Origin of the sequence: Mesorhizobium sp. M0894 (genome assembly GCF_040319725.1) — a bacterium.
Taxonomy (GTDB): Bacteria; Pseudomonadota; Alphaproteobacteria; order Rhizobiales; family Rhizobiaceae; genus Mesorhizobium.
Map to the genome: position 1 here is coordinate 28,185 of NZ_JAMYOG010000003.1, position 15,459 is coordinate 43,643.

At 62.8% G+C, this 15,459-nt stretch carries 14 protein-coding genes and 1 pseudogene; 9 read left to right on the forward strand and 6 right to left on the reverse strand.

The window, feature by feature from the left end; genetic code table 11:
* On the forward strand, positions 1 to 1,476 hold the full coding sequence (locus NKH91_RS06340; RefSeq protein ID WP_352847255.1) for an FAD-dependent oxidoreductase: 1,476 nt from the start codon (positions 1 to 3) through the stop codon (positions 1,474 to 1,476).
* A 39-nt stretch (positions 1,477 to 1,515) separates the two neighbouring features.
* On the opposite strand, the gene NKH91_RS06345 is transcribed toward NKH91_RS06340, so the two are convergent.
* Positions 1,516 to 1,986: a YbhB/YbcL family Raf kinase inhibitor-like protein gene (locus tag NKH91_RS06345; RefSeq protein ID WP_352847253.1), complete on the reverse strand. Its 471-nt coding sequence runs from the start codon at positions 1,984 to 1,986 to the stop codon at positions 1,516 to 1,518.
* A 48-nt stretch (positions 1,987 to 2,034) separates the two neighbouring features.
* Complete coding sequence (locus NKH91_RS06350) at positions 2,035 to 2,472, reverse strand: DUF2267 domain-containing protein (protein ID WP_352847250.1); 438 nt, start codon at positions 2,470 to 2,472, stop codon at positions 2,035 to 2,037.
* A 266-nt stretch (positions 2,473 to 2,738) separates the two neighbouring features.
* Between NKH91_RS06350 and NKH91_RS06355 the strand changes: the two genes are divergently transcribed.
* The gene (locus NKH91_RS06355) at positions 2,739 to 3,218 is read left to right on the forward strand and encodes an Hsp20/alpha crystallin family protein (protein ID WP_352847248.1); all 480 of its coding nucleotides are present in this window, start codon (positions 2,739 to 2,741) and stop codon (positions 3,216 to 3,218) included.
* 89 nt (positions 3,219 to 3,307) lie between these two features.
* On the opposite strand, the gene NKH91_RS06360 is transcribed toward NKH91_RS06355, so the two are convergent.
* Entirely contained in the window at positions 3,308 to 3,718 is a 411-nt protein-coding gene (locus tag NKH91_RS06360; protein WP_352847246.1) for a CBS domain-containing protein, read from the reverse strand.
* 302 nt (positions 3,719 to 4,020) lie between these two features.
* Here NKH91_RS06360 and NKH91_RS06365 point away from each other — a divergent pair, with 302 nt between their 5' ends.
* From NKH91_RS06365 to NKH91_RS06380, 4 genes and pseudogenes are all read left to right on the forward strand, one after another.
* On the forward strand, positions 4,021 to 4,755 hold the full coding sequence (locus tag NKH91_RS06365; RefSeq protein WP_352847243.1) for a phosphoribosyltransferase: 735 nt from the start codon (positions 4,021 to 4,023) through the stop codon (positions 4,753 to 4,755).
* A gap of 283 nt (positions 4,756 to 5,038) precedes the next feature.
* The gene (locus NKH91_RS06370; protein ID WP_352847241.1) at positions 5,039 to 5,539 is read left to right on the forward strand and encodes a DUF6496 domain-containing protein; all 501 of its coding nucleotides are present in this window, start codon (positions 5,039 to 5,041) and stop codon (positions 5,537 to 5,539) included.
* Between the two features lie 355 nt (positions 5,540 to 5,894).
* Positions 5,895 to 6,782, forward strand: coding sequence for an arginase family protein (locus NKH91_RS06375; protein ID WP_352847239.1), 888 nt, complete (start codon positions 5,895 to 5,897; stop codon positions 6,780 to 6,782).
* 194 nt (positions 6,783 to 6,976) lie between these two features.
* Positions 6,977 to 9,486 (forward strand): annotated as a pseudogene (locus NKH91_RS06380) (vitamin K epoxide reductase family protein).
* 108 nt (positions 9,487 to 9,594) lie between these two features.
* On the opposite strand, the gene NKH91_RS06385 reads toward NKH91_RS06380, so the two are convergent.
* On the reverse strand, positions 9,595 to 10,368 hold the full coding sequence (locus NKH91_RS06385; RefSeq protein WP_031194526.1) for a glucose 1-dehydrogenase: 774 nt from the start codon (positions 10,366 to 10,368) through the stop codon (positions 9,595 to 9,597).
* Between the two features lie 108 nt (positions 10,369 to 10,476).
* The gene (locus NKH91_RS06390) at positions 10,477 to 11,895 is read right to left on the reverse strand and encodes an aminotransferase (RefSeq protein WP_023720896.1); all 1,419 of its coding nucleotides are present in this window, start codon (positions 11,893 to 11,895) and stop codon (positions 10,477 to 10,479) included.
* 297 nt (positions 11,896 to 12,192) lie between these two features.
* On the opposite strand from NKH91_RS06390, the gene NKH91_RS06395 reads away from it, so the two are divergent.
* The 3 genes from NKH91_RS06395 to NKH91_RS06405 are packed head-to-tail and all read left to right on the forward strand — an operon-like array spanning position 12,193 to position 15,055.
* Positions 12,193 to 13,110, forward strand: coding sequence for an ABC transporter permease (locus tag NKH91_RS06395; protein ID WP_352847237.1), 918 nt, complete (start codon positions 12,193 to 12,195; stop codon positions 13,108 to 13,110).
* Positions 13,111 to 13,134: 24 nt separating this feature from the next.
* A complete protein-coding gene (locus tag NKH91_RS06400; RefSeq protein WP_352847235.1) occupies positions 13,135 to 13,959 on the forward strand; it encodes an ABC transporter permease in 825 nt (274 codons plus the stop codon).
* A gap of 22 nt (positions 13,960 to 13,981) precedes the next feature.
* Positions 13,982 to 15,055: an ABC transporter ATP-binding protein gene (locus NKH91_RS06405; RefSeq protein ID WP_352847288.1), complete on the forward strand. Its 1,074-nt coding sequence runs from the start codon at positions 13,982 to 13,984 to the stop codon at positions 15,053 to 15,055.
* A 2-nt stretch (positions 15,056 to 15,057) separates the two neighbouring features.
* Here the strand turns inward: NKH91_RS06405 and NKH91_RS06410 are convergent, their stop codons facing one another.
* A complete protein-coding gene (locus tag NKH91_RS06410; protein ID WP_352480839.1) occupies positions 15,058 to 15,459 on the reverse strand; it encodes a hypothetical protein in 402 nt (133 codons plus the stop codon).

The following is a 15,459-nucleotide window of genomic DNA, read 5'->3' on the forward strand; positions in this document are numbered from 1 at the left end:
ATGGCCATTCTCTTGGGAAAACCGGGAAGCTGTTGGGTGGCGGCAGCCAGATCCACGAACTATCCCCAGCTCGAAGGTTCGATCCATGCGGACGCCGTTGTCGTGGGGGCTGGAATTGTCGGGCTGACGACGGCGCTTCGGCTTTGCGAGGCGGGCCGATCGGTGGTCGTCCTCGAAGGCCTGCGCACGGGCGGCCAGGTGACCGGCCGCTCGACGGCCAAGATCACCACGCAGCATACGCTGATCTATCGTCATCTCATCGACACTGTCGGCCGGGAGTTGGCCCAGGTCTACGCCGATGCGAATTCCGCCGGCGCCCGACAAATCCGCGATTGGGTTAACAACTACGCCATCGCCTGCGATCTCGAGAGCAAGGACGCCTACACCTACACCTGCGATGAAAGCCGGCGCGCTGAGGTCGCGGCCGAGGCGGAGGCCGTGCGCCAGGTCGGGCTAGAGGCCGAGGTTCTCGAACGCGCACCGCTGCCTTTCGAAACGGCCGCGGCATTACGGTTCCCCGACCAGGCGCAGTTCAATCCGGCGATGTATCTGGTTGGTCTGGCGGAAGCGGTGACGGCCCGTGGCGGCCGGATCTTCGAAAACAGCCGCGCCACCTCGATCGACGAGGCAAGCCGCTGGCGCGTCGTCACAGATGGCGGCGCCGTTGATGCCGGGCACGTCGTCGTCTCCACCAACATGACGGTGAAGAGCCCCGTCGGCATGGCGAACCGGACGCAACCGCGCTGCCACACCGTGATGGCCTTTCGGATCGATGATCTCCTCCCTGTCGACGGCATGTTCATCGGCATCGACGACCCGACGCATTCCATTCGCACAGGCCGTGATGCCGAAGGTCCACTGCTGGTCACGCTTGGCCCTAAATTCAACACCGGCTGGGATGGCGACGTGGCGAAGCGGTTTGTCGAACTGGAAAAATGGACAAGAAAGAACCTTCCGGTCGGCGACGTCTCGTGGCGCTGGTGCAATGAGGATTATGATACGGCCGACAGGATCCCATACGCCGGCGAACCCGATCCCACCAAGGCCGCCGGCTTCCACATTGCCACGGGCTTTAACGCCTGGGGCATCACCAACGGGACGGCCGTGGGCACGATGATAGCCGACCTGATCTGCGCCCGCCCAAGCCCATGGCAAAAACTCTACGATCCGGCGCGGCCCTATCCCGAGGACTTCCGCAAGAATGGCCGCAGTCAATCGATCGTCTCGAGCACCCACGACATTGCGCCCGGCATGGGTGGCGTGATCGTCAGGGGAGACGAAAAGATTGCGGCCTGGAGAGACACCGAAGGCGCACTCCAGGCGGTTTCGGCGACGTGCACCCACAAGGGCTGCACCGTAACCTGGAACAATGCGGACCACACCTGGGATTGTCCCTGCCACGGCTCGATCTTCGCCGCCGACGGTTCGGTCATCCACGGCCCTGCCCGAAAACCGCTTGCCCAGATTACATTGTGAAGGCGGCCACTGTGAAGGCGGCGATCGGCGCGGCCCGCGTCACGCCGGCCGTTCGTAGGTTCCGACCAACTCCGTCTCCTCCAATGCGTGTTTCTGGGCTTGCTTCCAGACCTGATGCACGCCCGCCTGTCCCGGAACGCTGAGGCTCGGCACATCGAGCGCGGCCAGCAGAAAGTGGTAATGGTGGACGCCATGCCCTGCAGGCGGCTGCGGACCATCGTAATAGGCATTGCCGAAATCGTTGGTGCCTTGCCTGAGGGCCGATGGACCGGGCTTGCCGTCTTCGGCCTCGGCGAGTCCGCCGGCATCCGGCGCGATATTGAACACCGCCCAGTGCCCGAAAATCCCGCTTGGCGCATCGGGATCCCGCACGACAAGAACAAGGCTCTTGGTACCATCCGGGACACCGGACCATTTCAGCGGCGGCGAGACGTTCTGGCCGTCACGCGCATATTTTTCGGGAATTCTTCCGCCTGCCCGGAACGCCGGGCTGATAAGGGTGAGTGGCATTGTTATTTCCCCAAGAAGGTTGCGACCGAGAAACCCGCGCGGCGCCGTTCACGCCGCTTGCTGAGCTTCGGCGACGCGTCTTATCTCTCCTGGCAGGGATTCCCAGACCTTGTGCATCTGTCCTTCTCCGACGTGATGGGCGAGCACCTTGGACACGACCCTGAATGCATCCTTGGAATCGACCGGACGGGTAAATTCCAGCTCCGCCTTGATCTTGGCCAGAAACTCGTCGAGCGACCGCATCTTCTCGGGAGCTTTGGAAGGCTGATATTGGTCATAGAAGGCGCCGCGCACCAGAATCGGCAGCTGCGAGCCGAGGTGGGCTGCAAGATCCGGCTGCATACGGTCGCGCAGGGCGTGCAGCACCGCGCCGAGAACGTGCCAGGCGACCTGCCGATCCGGTCCAATCTCGTCCATGATCTCGTCGAGCCAGATGTTCGTGATCTGCAGCGTCTTGTCGAATACGTCGAGTCCGGTGGCGTTCATCGAAATCCTCCTTCCATTCAAATCCGACTAGGCTGATATGACCAAACAGCCGTACCTGCCCGTTGTTCCCCAATGCGCATGTCCTGGTGCGCATTCATTGTCGGAGGTTCCGTCATGAGGGGATTCGGGCCGGCTTTTTGCCGCTGTTTTTTCGACCGCCTTTCTTGGCCGACGCTCGGAACATCCTCATGGGTGGACGAGTTTTGTTTGCCGTCGCCTATCACATGGCGACGAGTGATGCAGACACGAAAAACAGGAGAAAAACCATGGCACATCACGATTTGGCGCCCAGGACGCCATCGCGCAGCCTCTACCCGTCCGCGCGAGACCCGCTCACGTCATTTCACCGGCAGATTGATCGCCTGTTCGACGACTTCTTTGCACCAATGGCCGAAGCGACTACGGCCGGCGGTCTTTGGCCGAGCGTCGACGTATATGAAACAGACCAAGCCTATAAGGTCACCGCCGAATTGCCGGGGCTCGAGCAGAAGGATGTTGAGCTCGAGCTGCGCGACAACACCCTCTCCATTACGGGCGAGAAGCGTTCGGAGCACAAGGAAGGCGACGGCGGCCGCACTTACAGCGAACGCAGTTATGGCCGGTTTCAGCGGACCATCCCCCTGGAAACGGAGATCGATGCCGACAAGGTGCAGGCCACTTTCAGGAACGGCGTTTTGGCTGTCGAGCTTCCGAAGAATCCCGCTGCAAAGGACAAAACACGCCGCATAGAAGTGAAAGCGCGATAGTTGCCAAACTGAAGGCTGCCTGAGCAGGCGGCGTTAGCCCCTGTGGAAGGAGAGCGGCGAGCACGGCGGCAACCGCTCAGGGCGAGCGTCTAGCGCCGGGGATCGTCCGTCGCCTCGGAAACGCCTTCGAGAGCGATTTTGGCGGCTTCCTCACCGGTCCGCCCGAGGTCGGCCAAGGCAATGACGCCGACGAGGCGCTTGTCGTGGTTGATCACCGGAAGACGACGCACCTGATGCTTGGCCATGATCTTCGCCGCATCGGTGATATCGGCATCGTCGAAGCACCAATAGACATGCTCGGACATGACCTCGCGAACGGTCGTGTTGCCGGCTGAGCGCTCCTCGGCGACGCCGCGCATCACGATGTCGCGGTCCGTCACCATGCCGACCAGCCTGTCATTCTCGCCGACCGGAAGGGCACCGAGATTGTCGGCCCGCATTTTCCGGGCGGCATCCCTGATTGTCGTGTTCGGGCCGACCAGTTCGGTCCGACGGCTCATGATCTCCTGAACTTGCATGGCATATTTCCTCTCTCTGATTGCTGAGGCAACAAGTCGCCAAACGCGCTGTTGCCGCGCATCGCGAGATTGCCAGCTGGCCGGACGAGGCTTGCGCGATCGCTATCCTCTCGATCCCGCGCCAATGCACGTGCCGGCACCTCGCGATCGAAACTATTCTTGGAACGTCCAGGCAGCGAGCGAGTTCCAAAACGGTAACCGGCGTCGCAGCCATCCCACGGGATGTCGCCGCAGGCTGGTGAAAAACATCCACCGGAAAAACAGATGCACGCGGATTGAAGATCATGGCTCTCATCTTTTCAGATCGCCGCGAGGCCGGGCGGCGACTCGCCGGAGAGCTCGTTCGCTTTGCCGGGCGCGACGACGTGACCGTGTTGGCGCTGCCCAGAGGCGGCGTGCCGGTCGGCTACGAGGTCGCGCAGGCGCTCAAGGCACCGCTCGACGTCTTCGTCGTGCGCAAGCTCGGCGTCCCCAGTCACGAGGAGCTGGCCATGGGAGCGATCGCGCCCTCCGGCGTACGCGTCCTCAACGACGAAATCGTCAGCGGTCTCGCGATCCCGCCACATGTCATCGACGCGGTCGCCGCAAAGGAGGAAAAAGAGCTTCTGCGCCGCGAGCACGTCTATAGGGACGGGCGGCCCCCACCGCAGTTGAGCGGACGAACCATTATCCTCGTGGATGACGGGCTTGCGACCGGATCGACCATGCGGGCCGGGATCAAGGCGCTGCGAAAAAACCACGCCGCCCATATCGTCGCGGCCGTTCCCGTCGGTAGCCCCGACACTTGCGACGCGATGCGGGCGGACGCCGACGAGGTCGTTTGCGCGACGACACCAGAGCCGCTGCTCGGTGTCGGGCGGTGGTACGTGGATTTCTCACAGACGAGCGATGAAGAGGTCCGCGCGCTCCTCGCCAGGTCCGTGCCCAAGCCTGCCGCTTCCGACAAGCCTGCCGCTTCCGAAGAGGAATTGGCTGGGCACGCGAGTGCGGGTCCGGCGCCTGACACCAGATCGACATAACGGAGGTGGATATGGACCGGGATAGCGAGCACGTCGTGCATGTTCCCGCGGGGCCTATCACGCTCAAGGGCAATCTTTCGTTGCCCCGGATGCCCGCGGCCTTTCTTGCGCCATCTGATTTCGGACAGATCGGCGTCCACGTCCTGACAGCTGGGGGTTGGACCACCAGTCCCGGGATCATTTGCGTCCTCAACGCGTTAAGGTCCTCGTAAGACAGCGCGCAGCTGCAACCCCAATGGCTGTCGCAATCCGTATGTGGGAGCCCGTATGTGGGAGAAAGACAATGCCGGACAAGAAAACCATCGAGAAGGCCCGAAAGGACAAGCGCGAGGGCAAATCGCCGAGCACGCAGGCCGGCGAGTTCGTGCACGAGGAGATCGATAAAATCCGCCGCGGCGAGCACGGCGCGCGCTCGACCCAGCAAGCTATCGCCATCGGGCTTTCCGAGGCGAGACGCGCAGGCGTAGACCTGCCCCCGCCCAAAAAGGGCAAGGTGAAGGAGAGCACGCGCAAAAGCGCCGAATACGCCTATGAGGCCGGCCAGGGCGAACGCACGCCGAAACGCCGCCCGCGGGTCTCGAAAGCCGTCTCCAAGGTGCTCGAGCACGAGCCGAAGAACACAGCGTCGCACGAGGCGCTGGCGCAGCAGGCAAAGCGTGCGGCCTCGCGCCGGACGGCTGAGGAGCGTTCCGCAGCCGCAAAGAAAGCCGCCGAGACGAAAGGCGCCAGCGGAAGGAAGGCGGCGGCGCAAAAGGCCGCCAGAACGCGGGCACACCACGCATAGGTCAAAGATGGCAGTTCGGCTCTAGGAAACCCGATATGGCCCAAACGACCGGTATCGAGCTCCGCTCCTGCAGCGTGGGACGGTGCCGCTGCCCAAGGCGAATCAGTGACTGCATCTGCGGGACAACATCGACGCCTTCGCTCGAAATGTTCCCTTACGCGTAACACCGACCCAGAGGTACTCGGCGACAAGGCCCCGGAGGTACTCGGCGGCAAAGTCGACGGGAGACCGGGAGGAAAGCGCAGCCTGTTTCTTGAGCAGATGCCTATTGCCCACAACGCGGAGAACTCTGATCATGTCCTCAGTAGCCAGCACGACAATGCCACGAACCACCCCTCAGGCGAGACATATCGCTTTGCTCGGCGCGCCCTCTAATCTTGGGCTGATGCCGCGGGAGGGTGAGCCGGAGCCCGGCGCATGGAAGGCGCCGGAGGTACTTCAATCGCTTGGTCTCGCCAACCGTTTGGGCGCCGGTCCGTTGCGCACGGTTCGGGCTCCGCCCTATCGGCCTGAGGTGGACCCTGCGACGGGCGTGCGCAATGTCCAGGCGCTGCGCCAGTATTCCGAGACGCTTGCCGAAGGCGTCGGCGAGGAGCTGAACTCGGGAGGGTTCCTGCTCATACTCGGCGGCGATTGCAGCGTGTTGCTTGGCCCCGCGCTCGCGCTACGGCGTCGTGGCCGCTACGGCCTTATCTTTTTCGATGGGCACACGGATTTCAAATTGCCGGATACGTCGCCCTCAAAGGGAGCCGCGGGCATGGATTTGGCCTTCGTGACTGGCCATGGACCGAAGCTCCTGACCGATTTCGGCGAGCACACTCCTTTGTTCCGTGAGGCCGACGTGGTCGCATTCGGCTACCGCGATGTGCAGGACCCGGCGACGTATACGTCCAAGGCCGTCTTCGACACCGATGTTCGCCGGATGGATTTGGCTGAAGTGCGGCGGCTCGGCGTCGCCGATGCTGCACGCGTAGCGCTTGATGCGGTCGCAGGGCAGGACGTCGAGGGTGTATTCGTTCACTTCGATGTCGACGTGCTGGACAGCGAGATCATGTCGGCTGTCGATACGCCGGAAGCCGGCGGTGTCTTGCCCGACGAAGCCGTCGAAGCTCTTCGCACATGGTACAATGATTCACGCGTGATTGGGATGGAGGTGACGATCTATGATCCCGACCGCGATCCAGATCGTCGCTGCGGCAAGCTGCTGATCGACATTCTGACTGCTGCACTTCGCGACCGGTAGGCCAATGGCAGTCGTCCTGCACTTGTGCACGAATGCAATCCGCCGGAGCGAATGGCAGTCGGTCTGACGGATCGCCGCGCGCATCCATTCCGTGATGCCACCTCATCGGGAACCGTTCTCAACGAACATGGTTCCGAGTGTGCGACTGAAAGCATTTGGCCCCTTTCATCTCGCTACCGCCAAGGAGATTCGCCATGACCGGCAAAACCCGTCCCACCGTCCTGATCACAGGCAGCAGCGGGTTTCTGGGCCAGGCCATCGCTCGCGGCCTGACGGAGCGCCACGACATCATCGGCCTTGATGTTGCCAGGCGGTCCTTGCCCGGCGTCGAGACGATCGAGATCGACCTCACCTCGGATACGAGCGCGGCGAAGGCGCTGGCCGAGGTGCGCGAACGGAGTGGCGGCCGCATTGCCTCGGTGATCCATCTCGCGGCCTATTACGACACGACCGGCGAGGATAATCCGAAATACGGCGCGGTGACCGTCGAGGGAACGCGCCGGCTGCTGAACGCGCTGAGGGGGCTCGAGACGGAGCAGTTCGTGTTTTCGAGCACGTTGCTGGTGCATGCGCCGAGCCCGGCGAAGGGCGCCAAGATCAACGAGCGATCGCCGATCGATCCGGCCTGGGCCTATCCGAGATCGAAGGCCGAGACCGAGACACTGATCCTGAAGGAGCACGGCGACATCAAGGTTGCGATCCTGCGACTGGCGGGTGCCGCCTTCATCGCCCAGCAGATCGCCCGCATTTTCGAGCGCATGCCGACCGCCTATCTTTTCACCGGCGACATCACCACCGGACAGCCTTACCTGCACCTGGACGACCTCGTCGACGCCGTAGTGCGCACCGTCGACCGGCGCAGCGAGCTTCCCGACGAGACCGTACTGCTGATCGGCGAAGAGCAGACGCCGTCCTACGACGAGATGCAGAAGCAGATTGGGCGGCTCCTGCATGGCGAGATCTGGCGGACCTGTCCCTGCCCAAGGAGGTGACGAAGCTCGGCGCCTGGATGCAGGAGAAGGTTTTCGACCAGGAGACCGACATCAAGCCATGGATGATCGAGAACGCCGACGATCACTACGAGATCGACATCTCCCGCGCCAGGCGGCTGCTTGGCTGGAAGCCGCGGCACAGCCTGACCGCTACCTTGCCGGAAATGATCCGGCGGCTGAAGGCGGATCCCACCGACTGGTACAAGAAGAACAAGCTTGAACCGTCGGCGGTCGCCGCTTCCGCGCCCGAGCTCGACCAGGCCGCCGCAAGGCTGCGGCGTCCGCTCAAGCGCTCGGACGACGAGGTCGAGGTGGAAACCGAACGCCACCGGGCCGCAACGCTCTGGGCGCCACTGACCAATGTTGCCATCGGACTGTGGCTCGTGGCGGCGCCCTTCACGCTCGGCCTGTTCGATCCCGCTTCAGCACCGATTCCGCCGGCGCTCGGACATGAGATCGCCTCGCCGGAGACGCGCGACGGAAGGCTCGGCATCAGTGAGATCGTATCCGGCCTCGCCATCCTGTCGCTGGCGCTTGTAGGCATGCGCCGGCGCTGGCACGGACTGCAATGGATCACCGCCTCGATCGGGGTTTGGGTGATGTTCGCGCCGCTCCTGTTCTGGACCACCAGCGCCGGAGCCTACGCGACCGACACGCTGGCCGGCATGCTGATCGTCGCGTTCGCGGTGATGGTCCCGCCAACGCCGGGTATCAGCCGGCGTGCCCTTGCCGCCGATGACGACCGGCCGCTCGGCTGGAGCTATTCGCCCTCGCTCTTCACCCAGCGCATTCCCATAATCGGCCTCGCCTTTGTCGGCCTGTTCGTCTCGCGTTATCTCGCTGCCTATCAGCTTGGCCATATCGATGGCCTTTGGGAACCGTTCTTCGGCCCGGGCGAAACGCCGGCCGGCAATGGCAGCGAGGCGGTAGTCACCTCCTGGGTCTCCAAGGGCTTTCCGATCGCCGATGCCGGGCTGGGCGCCTTTGCCTATGCGCTGGACATCCTCGCCGGCGCGATCGGCGACCGCCGCCGCTGGCGCACGATACCGTGGATGGTGCTTTTGTTCGGCTTGCTGGTCGTCCCGCTCGGCGTGGTCAGCGTCAGCTTCATCATCATCCAGCCGCCGCTCATCGGAGCGCTGTGCACGCTCTGCATCGTCCAGGATGCCGTCACCGTCGTGCTCATCCCCTATTCGGTCGACGAGGTGCTGGCGAGCTGCCAGTATCTTTGGCGTGCGAAACAGGCGGGAGAGCCGTTCTGGCGCACATTCTGGTGCGGAGGCCCGGCACTTTCGGAGGACCAGACGCCGGCGCCGGATCTCGACCGGCCGCTGTCGGAAGTGGCGCGGGACTTCGTCACCGGCGGTGTGAACTTCCCATGGACCCTAGTCGCCAGCACCCTCGCCGGCGCCCTGCTGATGATCACGCCGCTCGCCTTCGGCACAAGCCCGCCGCTCTACTTCAGCGACCATGTCACCGGCTGCCTGGTCATAATGGTCGCCGTTACTGCGATGGCCGAAGTGGCGCGCGCCGTCCGCTTTCTGAACATCGCGCTTGGAGCCTGGATCGCCCTTTCTCCCTTTATCCTCGCCGGCGGTGCGGCGGCGAGCCTAGCCAATCTGGCGATCGGAGCGCTGCTGGTCGGGCTCAGCCTGCCGCGCGGCACGCGCAGCGCCGCGCATTATGGCGGTTGGGACCGGGCCATCGTATAAGGATGTTCAGCAGCGCTGGACGTGTCGAGATGAGGGTCGCCGAAGCTAGCCAAAGCATGGCGGCGCGGCGCCCTGATCGCGCCCCAACAGCGACCGCGACGCCCGCGCTCACACCGAGCCGGTCATGCCGCCGTCGACATAGATGATCTGGCCCGTCATGAAGCTCGATGCGTCGGAAGCCAGGAAGATCGCGGCGCCGCCCAGTTCGTCGACTTCGCCCCACCTTGCCAGCGGTGTGCGCCCGACCAGCCAGCGCGAAAACTCGGCGTCTTGCACCAGCGCCTCGTTCAGTTCTGTCCGGAAGTAGCCTGGGCCGATACCATTGACTCTGATGCCGTGTGGGCCAAGCTCGGTGGCAAGCCCCTTGGTCAGCATTTTCATCGCACCCTTCGATGCCGTGTATGGCACGATCGAGGAACGCCCCAGTTCGCTTTGCACCGAACATATGTTGATTATGGATCCGGTCTTGCGGGCCATCATCGAGCGGACCACCGGCCGGGTGACATAGAATGCACTGTAAAGGTTTGTCCGCATCAATCTGTCGAACATGTCGAGCGGGAAATCGGCGAATGGCGCGCGGTGCTGCATGCCGGCATTGTTGACGAGAATATCGATCGGGCCGCGCTCTGCTTCCAGCCTGCCGATTTCACGCTCGACGTCTTCAGCCACGGTCACGTCGAAGGTGGAGCCGATCGCCTGGATACCGGATTCGGCCAACGATCCGAGTGCCTTTTGAACGTGGTCTTCGTCCCGCCCATTGATGATCACCGTCGCGCCGGCGCTCGCCAGCGCCTTCGCCATGGCAAAGCCGATTCCGCGGCTCGATCCGGAGATGAAAGCGGTTTTGCCGGCGAGGCCGAACAGGTCCGATAGGTCGGTCAATGTTTGTTTCCCAGAGATGCGGCCAGATGCAGGCGATCGAGGCCCTGCCGTACATCGTAAGCGCGAACGACCGCTGTCAGCAATGGCGAGATTGCCGGCGATAAACGCTTATCCCCGCCAGACGCCTTCCCGGCGCAGATCGTCCATCGTGCGCGAAATGCCTTCGCGCAGGATCGACACCATGTCGTCGATCTGCTCGCGCGTGATGATCAATGGCGGCGACATCACGCACATGTTAATCAGCGGCCGGACCAACAGGCCGAGCTCGTGGCAATGCGCGTCGATGCGTTTGCCGACATCCTTGTCGAGCTGCAGTGGATCCTTGCTGTCGCGGTCGGCGACGCATTCGACGCAGCCCATCAGCCCCATGCCGCGCACCTCACCGACCAGCGGCAATTCCTCCAGCGTCTTCAGTTGCGCCTGGAAGTAGGGCGCGACCTCGCGCGTATGGGCCAGCACGCTTTCGTCCAGAATATCGAGGTTCTTCAGCGCCACCGCGCAGCCGACCGGATGGCTGGTGTAGGTCAGGCCATGGCCGAACATGGCGTCCGGATGGTTCGAGCGGCGCAGCTCCTCCAGCAGCCGTTCCGAAAGGATGACGCCGCCGAGCGGGAAATAGCCTGAGGTCACCCCTTTCGCAAAGGTGATCATGTCGGGCTCGATGCCGAACACCTCGCCGGAGGCAAAGACATGGCCAAGCCGGCCGAAGGCGGTCACCACCTCGTCGGAAATATAGAGGATGTCGTTGTCGCGGCAGATCGTCCGAATGCGCTGGAGATAGCCCTCCGGCGGCACGATGACGCCGCCCGACGCCTGCACCGGCTCGCCGACGAAAGCACCGATCCTGTCGGCGCCGACACGGGCGACCATATCGCGGAATTCAGCGACCAGCGCATCGGTGAAAGCGGCAACGCTCATGCCCTTCGGACGGCGGAACGGATCGGGTGAGGACAATTTGACGACCAGCTCGTCGGCGCCGTCCATCCAGTCACGGTCGCGCGGACGCCCGTTAAGCGAAGCAGACAGATAGGTCGAGCCGTGATAGGCGCCGCCCCGGCTCAGGATCAGCTTCTTTTCCGGGCGACCGCGCACATTGTTGTAAAATTGCATGAAGCGCAGCGCCGTCTCGACCGCCGAGGAGCCGCCGGTGGTGAAGAAAACATGGCTGAGATCGCCCGGCGCGTGGCCGGCGATGCGCATGGCCAGTTCCGCCGACGGCGCGTTCATCGTGTACCACGGCGTGTTGTAGGACAGCGCCATCGCCTGGTCGTACATCACCTTGGCGAGCTCCTCGCGACGGTGGCCGACATTGATGCACCACATGCCGGCCGGCCCGTCGATCAGCCTCTTGCCGGTGGCATCGGTGATATATATGCCCTCGCCCGCGCCGATCAGGGCGCGTGCCTCCGCGCCGACCGAGCCGGCGAACGGCCAGGGCTGGACAAGATGGCGCTTGGCCAGTTCGACGGCATCCTGAGCGCCGGCTCCAGCCATTTCGGTCGAAGTGACATCTCTTACCGCCGCCATCGTCGCCTCGCATTGTATGCCGCAATTCAACAGACACAGAGCTAGTCCACACTCCAGGAAAGCTCGGCTTTCTTCGTCAATTTTGAATGGCCGTTCAATCAATATTGCAGAAATAGCGCTTGATTTCAATCCGCCGATGCGCTCATGATGAAAGAAAGCCGGCAAGCTCGGAGCACGATTGCGCCCTGGGCATAAAAGTGGGTACAGATAGCCGGTTCCAGCAATGGGATGCCGCATGGCAGGACAGTCCGCGCCAGCAACCGAAATCACGCCGGGGACCCTGCCCGAGAGCCTGCAATGACAGCGGCCGCGGAAGGGTCGCCCGCTTTCGGTATGACGCGGGCCATGCGCAATGCCCTTCTGCAATCCGAACCCGTTCAGGGCCTTGCCCTGATCAGCCCGACCCTCGTCTACGCGCTGATACTTCTGGTGCTGCCGATCCTGGCGGTCATCGCGCACTCCTTCTGGACGCAGAATTACCTCACTGTCGACCATACCTTCACGCTTGAAAACTACCGCCTCGCGCTGACCGAGCCGATCTATCGCGACCTGCTGTGGCGCTCGCTCTACATCTCGCTGACGGTGAGCTTCTTCACGGTCGTGCTCGCCTATCCGATCGCCTATTTCATCTCGTTCCACGGCGGCCGCCACAAGAGCCTGTGGCTGTTCCTGATCACCATCCCGTTCTGGACCAGCTATCTGCTGCGGGTAATGTCGTGGAAGGTCATCCTCGGCTATAATGGCGTGCTCAATTCCGGCCTGATGGGCCTTGGCATCATCGACGAGCCGTCGACCGCGCTGCTTTACAATTCGACTGCCGTCATCATCACGCTGACCCACGCCTGGGCAGCCTTCGCCATCCTGCCGATCTTCGTCTCGCTGGAAAAAATCGACCGCACGCTGGTCGAGGCGGCCACGGACCTCGGCGATGGCCCTGTCCGTTCCTTCCTGCGCGTGACGCTGCCGCTTTCGGCGCCCGGCATCATTTCGGCAGCGCTGATCGTCATGATCCCGACGGTCGGCGATTACGTCACGCCGAAGCTTGTCGGCGGCAAGGACGGCGTCATGATCGCCAATGCCATCCAGGCGCAATTCGGCAAGGCCTCCAATTGGCCGCTGGGTGCTGCACTCTCCGTCACCACGATGCTGGTTGTGACGCTGATCGCAGGCGCCACGGTTCTGATCATCCGTGCCGCCCAGCGGCTGGCACGATGAGGCTGGCGCGATGAGGCCGGCGCGATGACGGCGATGCGCCGCTTGCTGCCGGGCCGATTGCTGCCGGCCTATGCGTTCCTCTACGTCGTGTTTCTCTATCTGCCGGTTATCTTCCTGCCGATCTTCTCCATCAACACCGCCGCGACGCCGAAATTCCCGCTCTCCGGCTTCACCTTGAAATGGTACCACGACCTGCCGCGCACGCCGGCGCTGCTCGACGCCACCTGGAACAGCCTGGTCGTCGGGGTATCGGCTTCCATCCTGTCGACCGTTCTTGGCATCCTCGCCGCGCGCTCGATCACCCGCTACCGCTATCCCGGCCGCCGCGCCATCAACGGCCTGATCATGGCGCCGCTGGTACTGCCCGAAATCATCGTTGCCATCTCCTTGCTACTGGTGATCCTGCAACTCGGTTTGAGCCTGTCGCTGTTCACCGTCGTGCTTGGCCACGTCCTGGTCTGCGTTCCCTATTCGATGACGGTGCTGACCGCCGGCTTCGAGGGCTTCGACCGCAGCCTGGAGGAAGCCTCCGCCGATCTCGGCGAGAGCGCCTTCGGCACGTTTCGGCGGGTGACGCTGCCGATGGTGGCGCCGGCGATCATTTCAAGCCTGCTCGTCTGCTTCACCATTTCGCTCGATGAGTTCCTCATCGCCTTCTTCCTGACCGGCACCGAGGCTACACTGCCGATCTATATCTGGGGCCAGTTGCGTTTCGCCGCGAAACTGCCCGGCGTGCTGGCGCTGGGCACGCTGTTGCTGGTTGCCTCGTTTCTTTTGATGATGACCGCCGAAATCCTGCGCCGCCGCGCGGCCAGGCGCACCCAGAACGAGGGAGCCTTCCATGCCTGAGCGGCCCCAAATCGAACGCTCTATGATCGAGGTCCGCAACGTCACGCGCAGCTATGGTTCGTTCAAGGCGCTGGACGACGCCTCGCTGATCATCAGGGAGGGCGAATTCTTTTCGCTGCTTGGCCCGTCCGGCTGCGGCAAGACCACGCTGTTGCGCATGATCGCAGGTTTCGACAATCCGACCAGCGGCTCGATCTCCGTCGATGGCCAACCGATGGAAGGCATCCCCGCCAACCGCCGGCCGACCAACATGGTGTTCCAGAGCTACGCCATCTTCCCGCATCTCAATGTGGAGCAGAACGTCGCTTATGGCCTGAAGCGGCTGAAGCTGGCCGGCACGGAGGAAAGGCGCCGTGTCGAAGAAGCCCTCGCCCAGGTGTCGCTGACCGGCCTCGGCAAACGTCTCGCCACCGAGCTTTCCGGTGGCCAGCGTCAGCGCGTGGCGCTGGCTCGTGCGCTGGTGATGCGGCCAAAAGTGCTTTTGCTCGACGAGCCGCTGTCGGCGCTGGACAAGAAATTGCGCGAGCAGATGCAGGTCGAGCTGCGCCGTCTGCAGCAGGCGGTCGGCATCACCTTTGTCCTGGTAACCCACGACCAATATGAGGCACTGGCCATGTCGGATCGCATCGCAGTGATGTTCGGCGGCATGATTGCGCAGGTCGCATCGCCGAAGGAGATCTACCAGCGGCCGGTCAATCGCCAGGTCGCCGATTTTCTCGGCGGCATGAATTTTGTCAAGGCCGAGATCGTCGAGGAGAACGGCGCCTCGCTGGTGCTCGACACGCTAGGCTTCGGCCGCGTCAAGACCGACAAGCCGAAAGCTTTTGTGCGCAATGGCACCGCCGCGACGCTTGGCATCCGGCCCGAGCGCCTGCGCGTTCTGTGGGACGATGCGACGGCAAAATTCGAGGTCGCCGGCAAGGTGGTCGAGCGCCATTATTTTGGCGAGATCACCCATTTGATCGTCGAGATACCAGGGCTGGAAAAGCCGTTGTCGGTGACCGAGACCAACGACTTCGGCGCCGACGACATTCCGGTCGGCACCACGATCCGCCTCGCCTACGACCCAGAGGCCTTGGTGGCGATGGCAGATTGACGCTATCTCACCTCCAATTCGGCGGACAGATAGTCACTTAATCGATTGTCGCCTGCCTTCTTTGAATCCTCCAGCAGCATTTTAAGATCATCAATGTCGACCAATCCATGGTTCTGCAAATAGACGACTGTAAGCTCCGGGTCGAACCCGCACTTGAGATTACCCAATTGGCTAAGCACGTGATAATGCGCACGGTCGCCGGACTTCCAAACAGCAAATGAGTTGATCGGCCAGCCGCCCTGAAGGTCAGCTTTAAGTGAGCTTGCCGAGTATTCGCAGACCTTCTTTAATGTATTGTCGAGTTCACCAATCTCGATTGGGTGGGGCGCCGAATAATAGCCAGCCGCAAATCCTGTAACTGCCATGACCGCACCGGTGAGTACGATCTTCGAGACCGTTTTCAT

Coding starts and splice junctions, on each gene's coding strand:
- NKH91_RS06405 (WP_352847288.1), top strand. CDS start 13,982: ATGATCGAGGTCCGCAACGTCACGCGCAGCTATGGTTCGTTCAAGGCG.
- NKH91_RS06350 (WP_352847250.1), bottom strand. CDS start 2,472: ATGAACGCCACCGGACTCGACGTATTCGACAAGACGCTGCAGATCACG.
- NKH91_RS06400 (WP_352847235.1), top strand. CDS start 13,135: ATGACGGCGATGCGCCGCTTGCTGCCGGGCCGATTGCTGCCGGCCTAT.
- NKH91_RS06365 (WP_352847243.1), top strand. CDS start 4,021: ATGGCTCTCATCTTTTCAGATCGCCGCGAGGCCGGGCGGCGACTCGCC.
- NKH91_RS06345 (WP_352847253.1), bottom strand. CDS start 1,986: ATGCCACTCACCCTTATCAGCCCGGCGTTCCGGGCAGGCGGAAGAATT.
- NKH91_RS06370 (WP_352847241.1), top strand. CDS start 5,039: ATGCCGGACAAGAAAACCATCGAGAAGGCCCGAAAGGACAAGCGCGAG.
- NKH91_RS06340 (WP_352847255.1), top strand. CDS start 1: ATGGCCATTCTCTTGGGAAAACCGGGAAGCTGTTGGGTGGCGGCAGCC.
- NKH91_RS06410 (WP_352480839.1), bottom strand. CDS start 15,459: ATGAAAACGGTCTCGAAGATCGTACTCACCGGTGCGGTCATGGCAGTT.
- NKH91_RS06390 (WP_023720896.1), bottom strand. CDS start 11,895: ATGGCGGCGGTAAGAGATGTCACTTCGACCGAAATGGCTGGAGCCGGC.
- NKH91_RS06355 (WP_352847248.1), top strand. CDS start 2,739: ATGGCACATCACGATTTGGCGCCCAGGACGCCATCGCGCAGCCTCTAC.
- NKH91_RS06360 (WP_352847246.1), bottom strand. CDS start 3,718: ATGAGCCGTCGGACCGAACTGGTCGGCCCGAACACGACAATCAGGGAT.
- NKH91_RS06395 (WP_352847237.1), top strand. CDS start 12,193: ATGACAGCGGCCGCGGAAGGGTCGCCCGCTTTCGGTATGACGCGGGCC.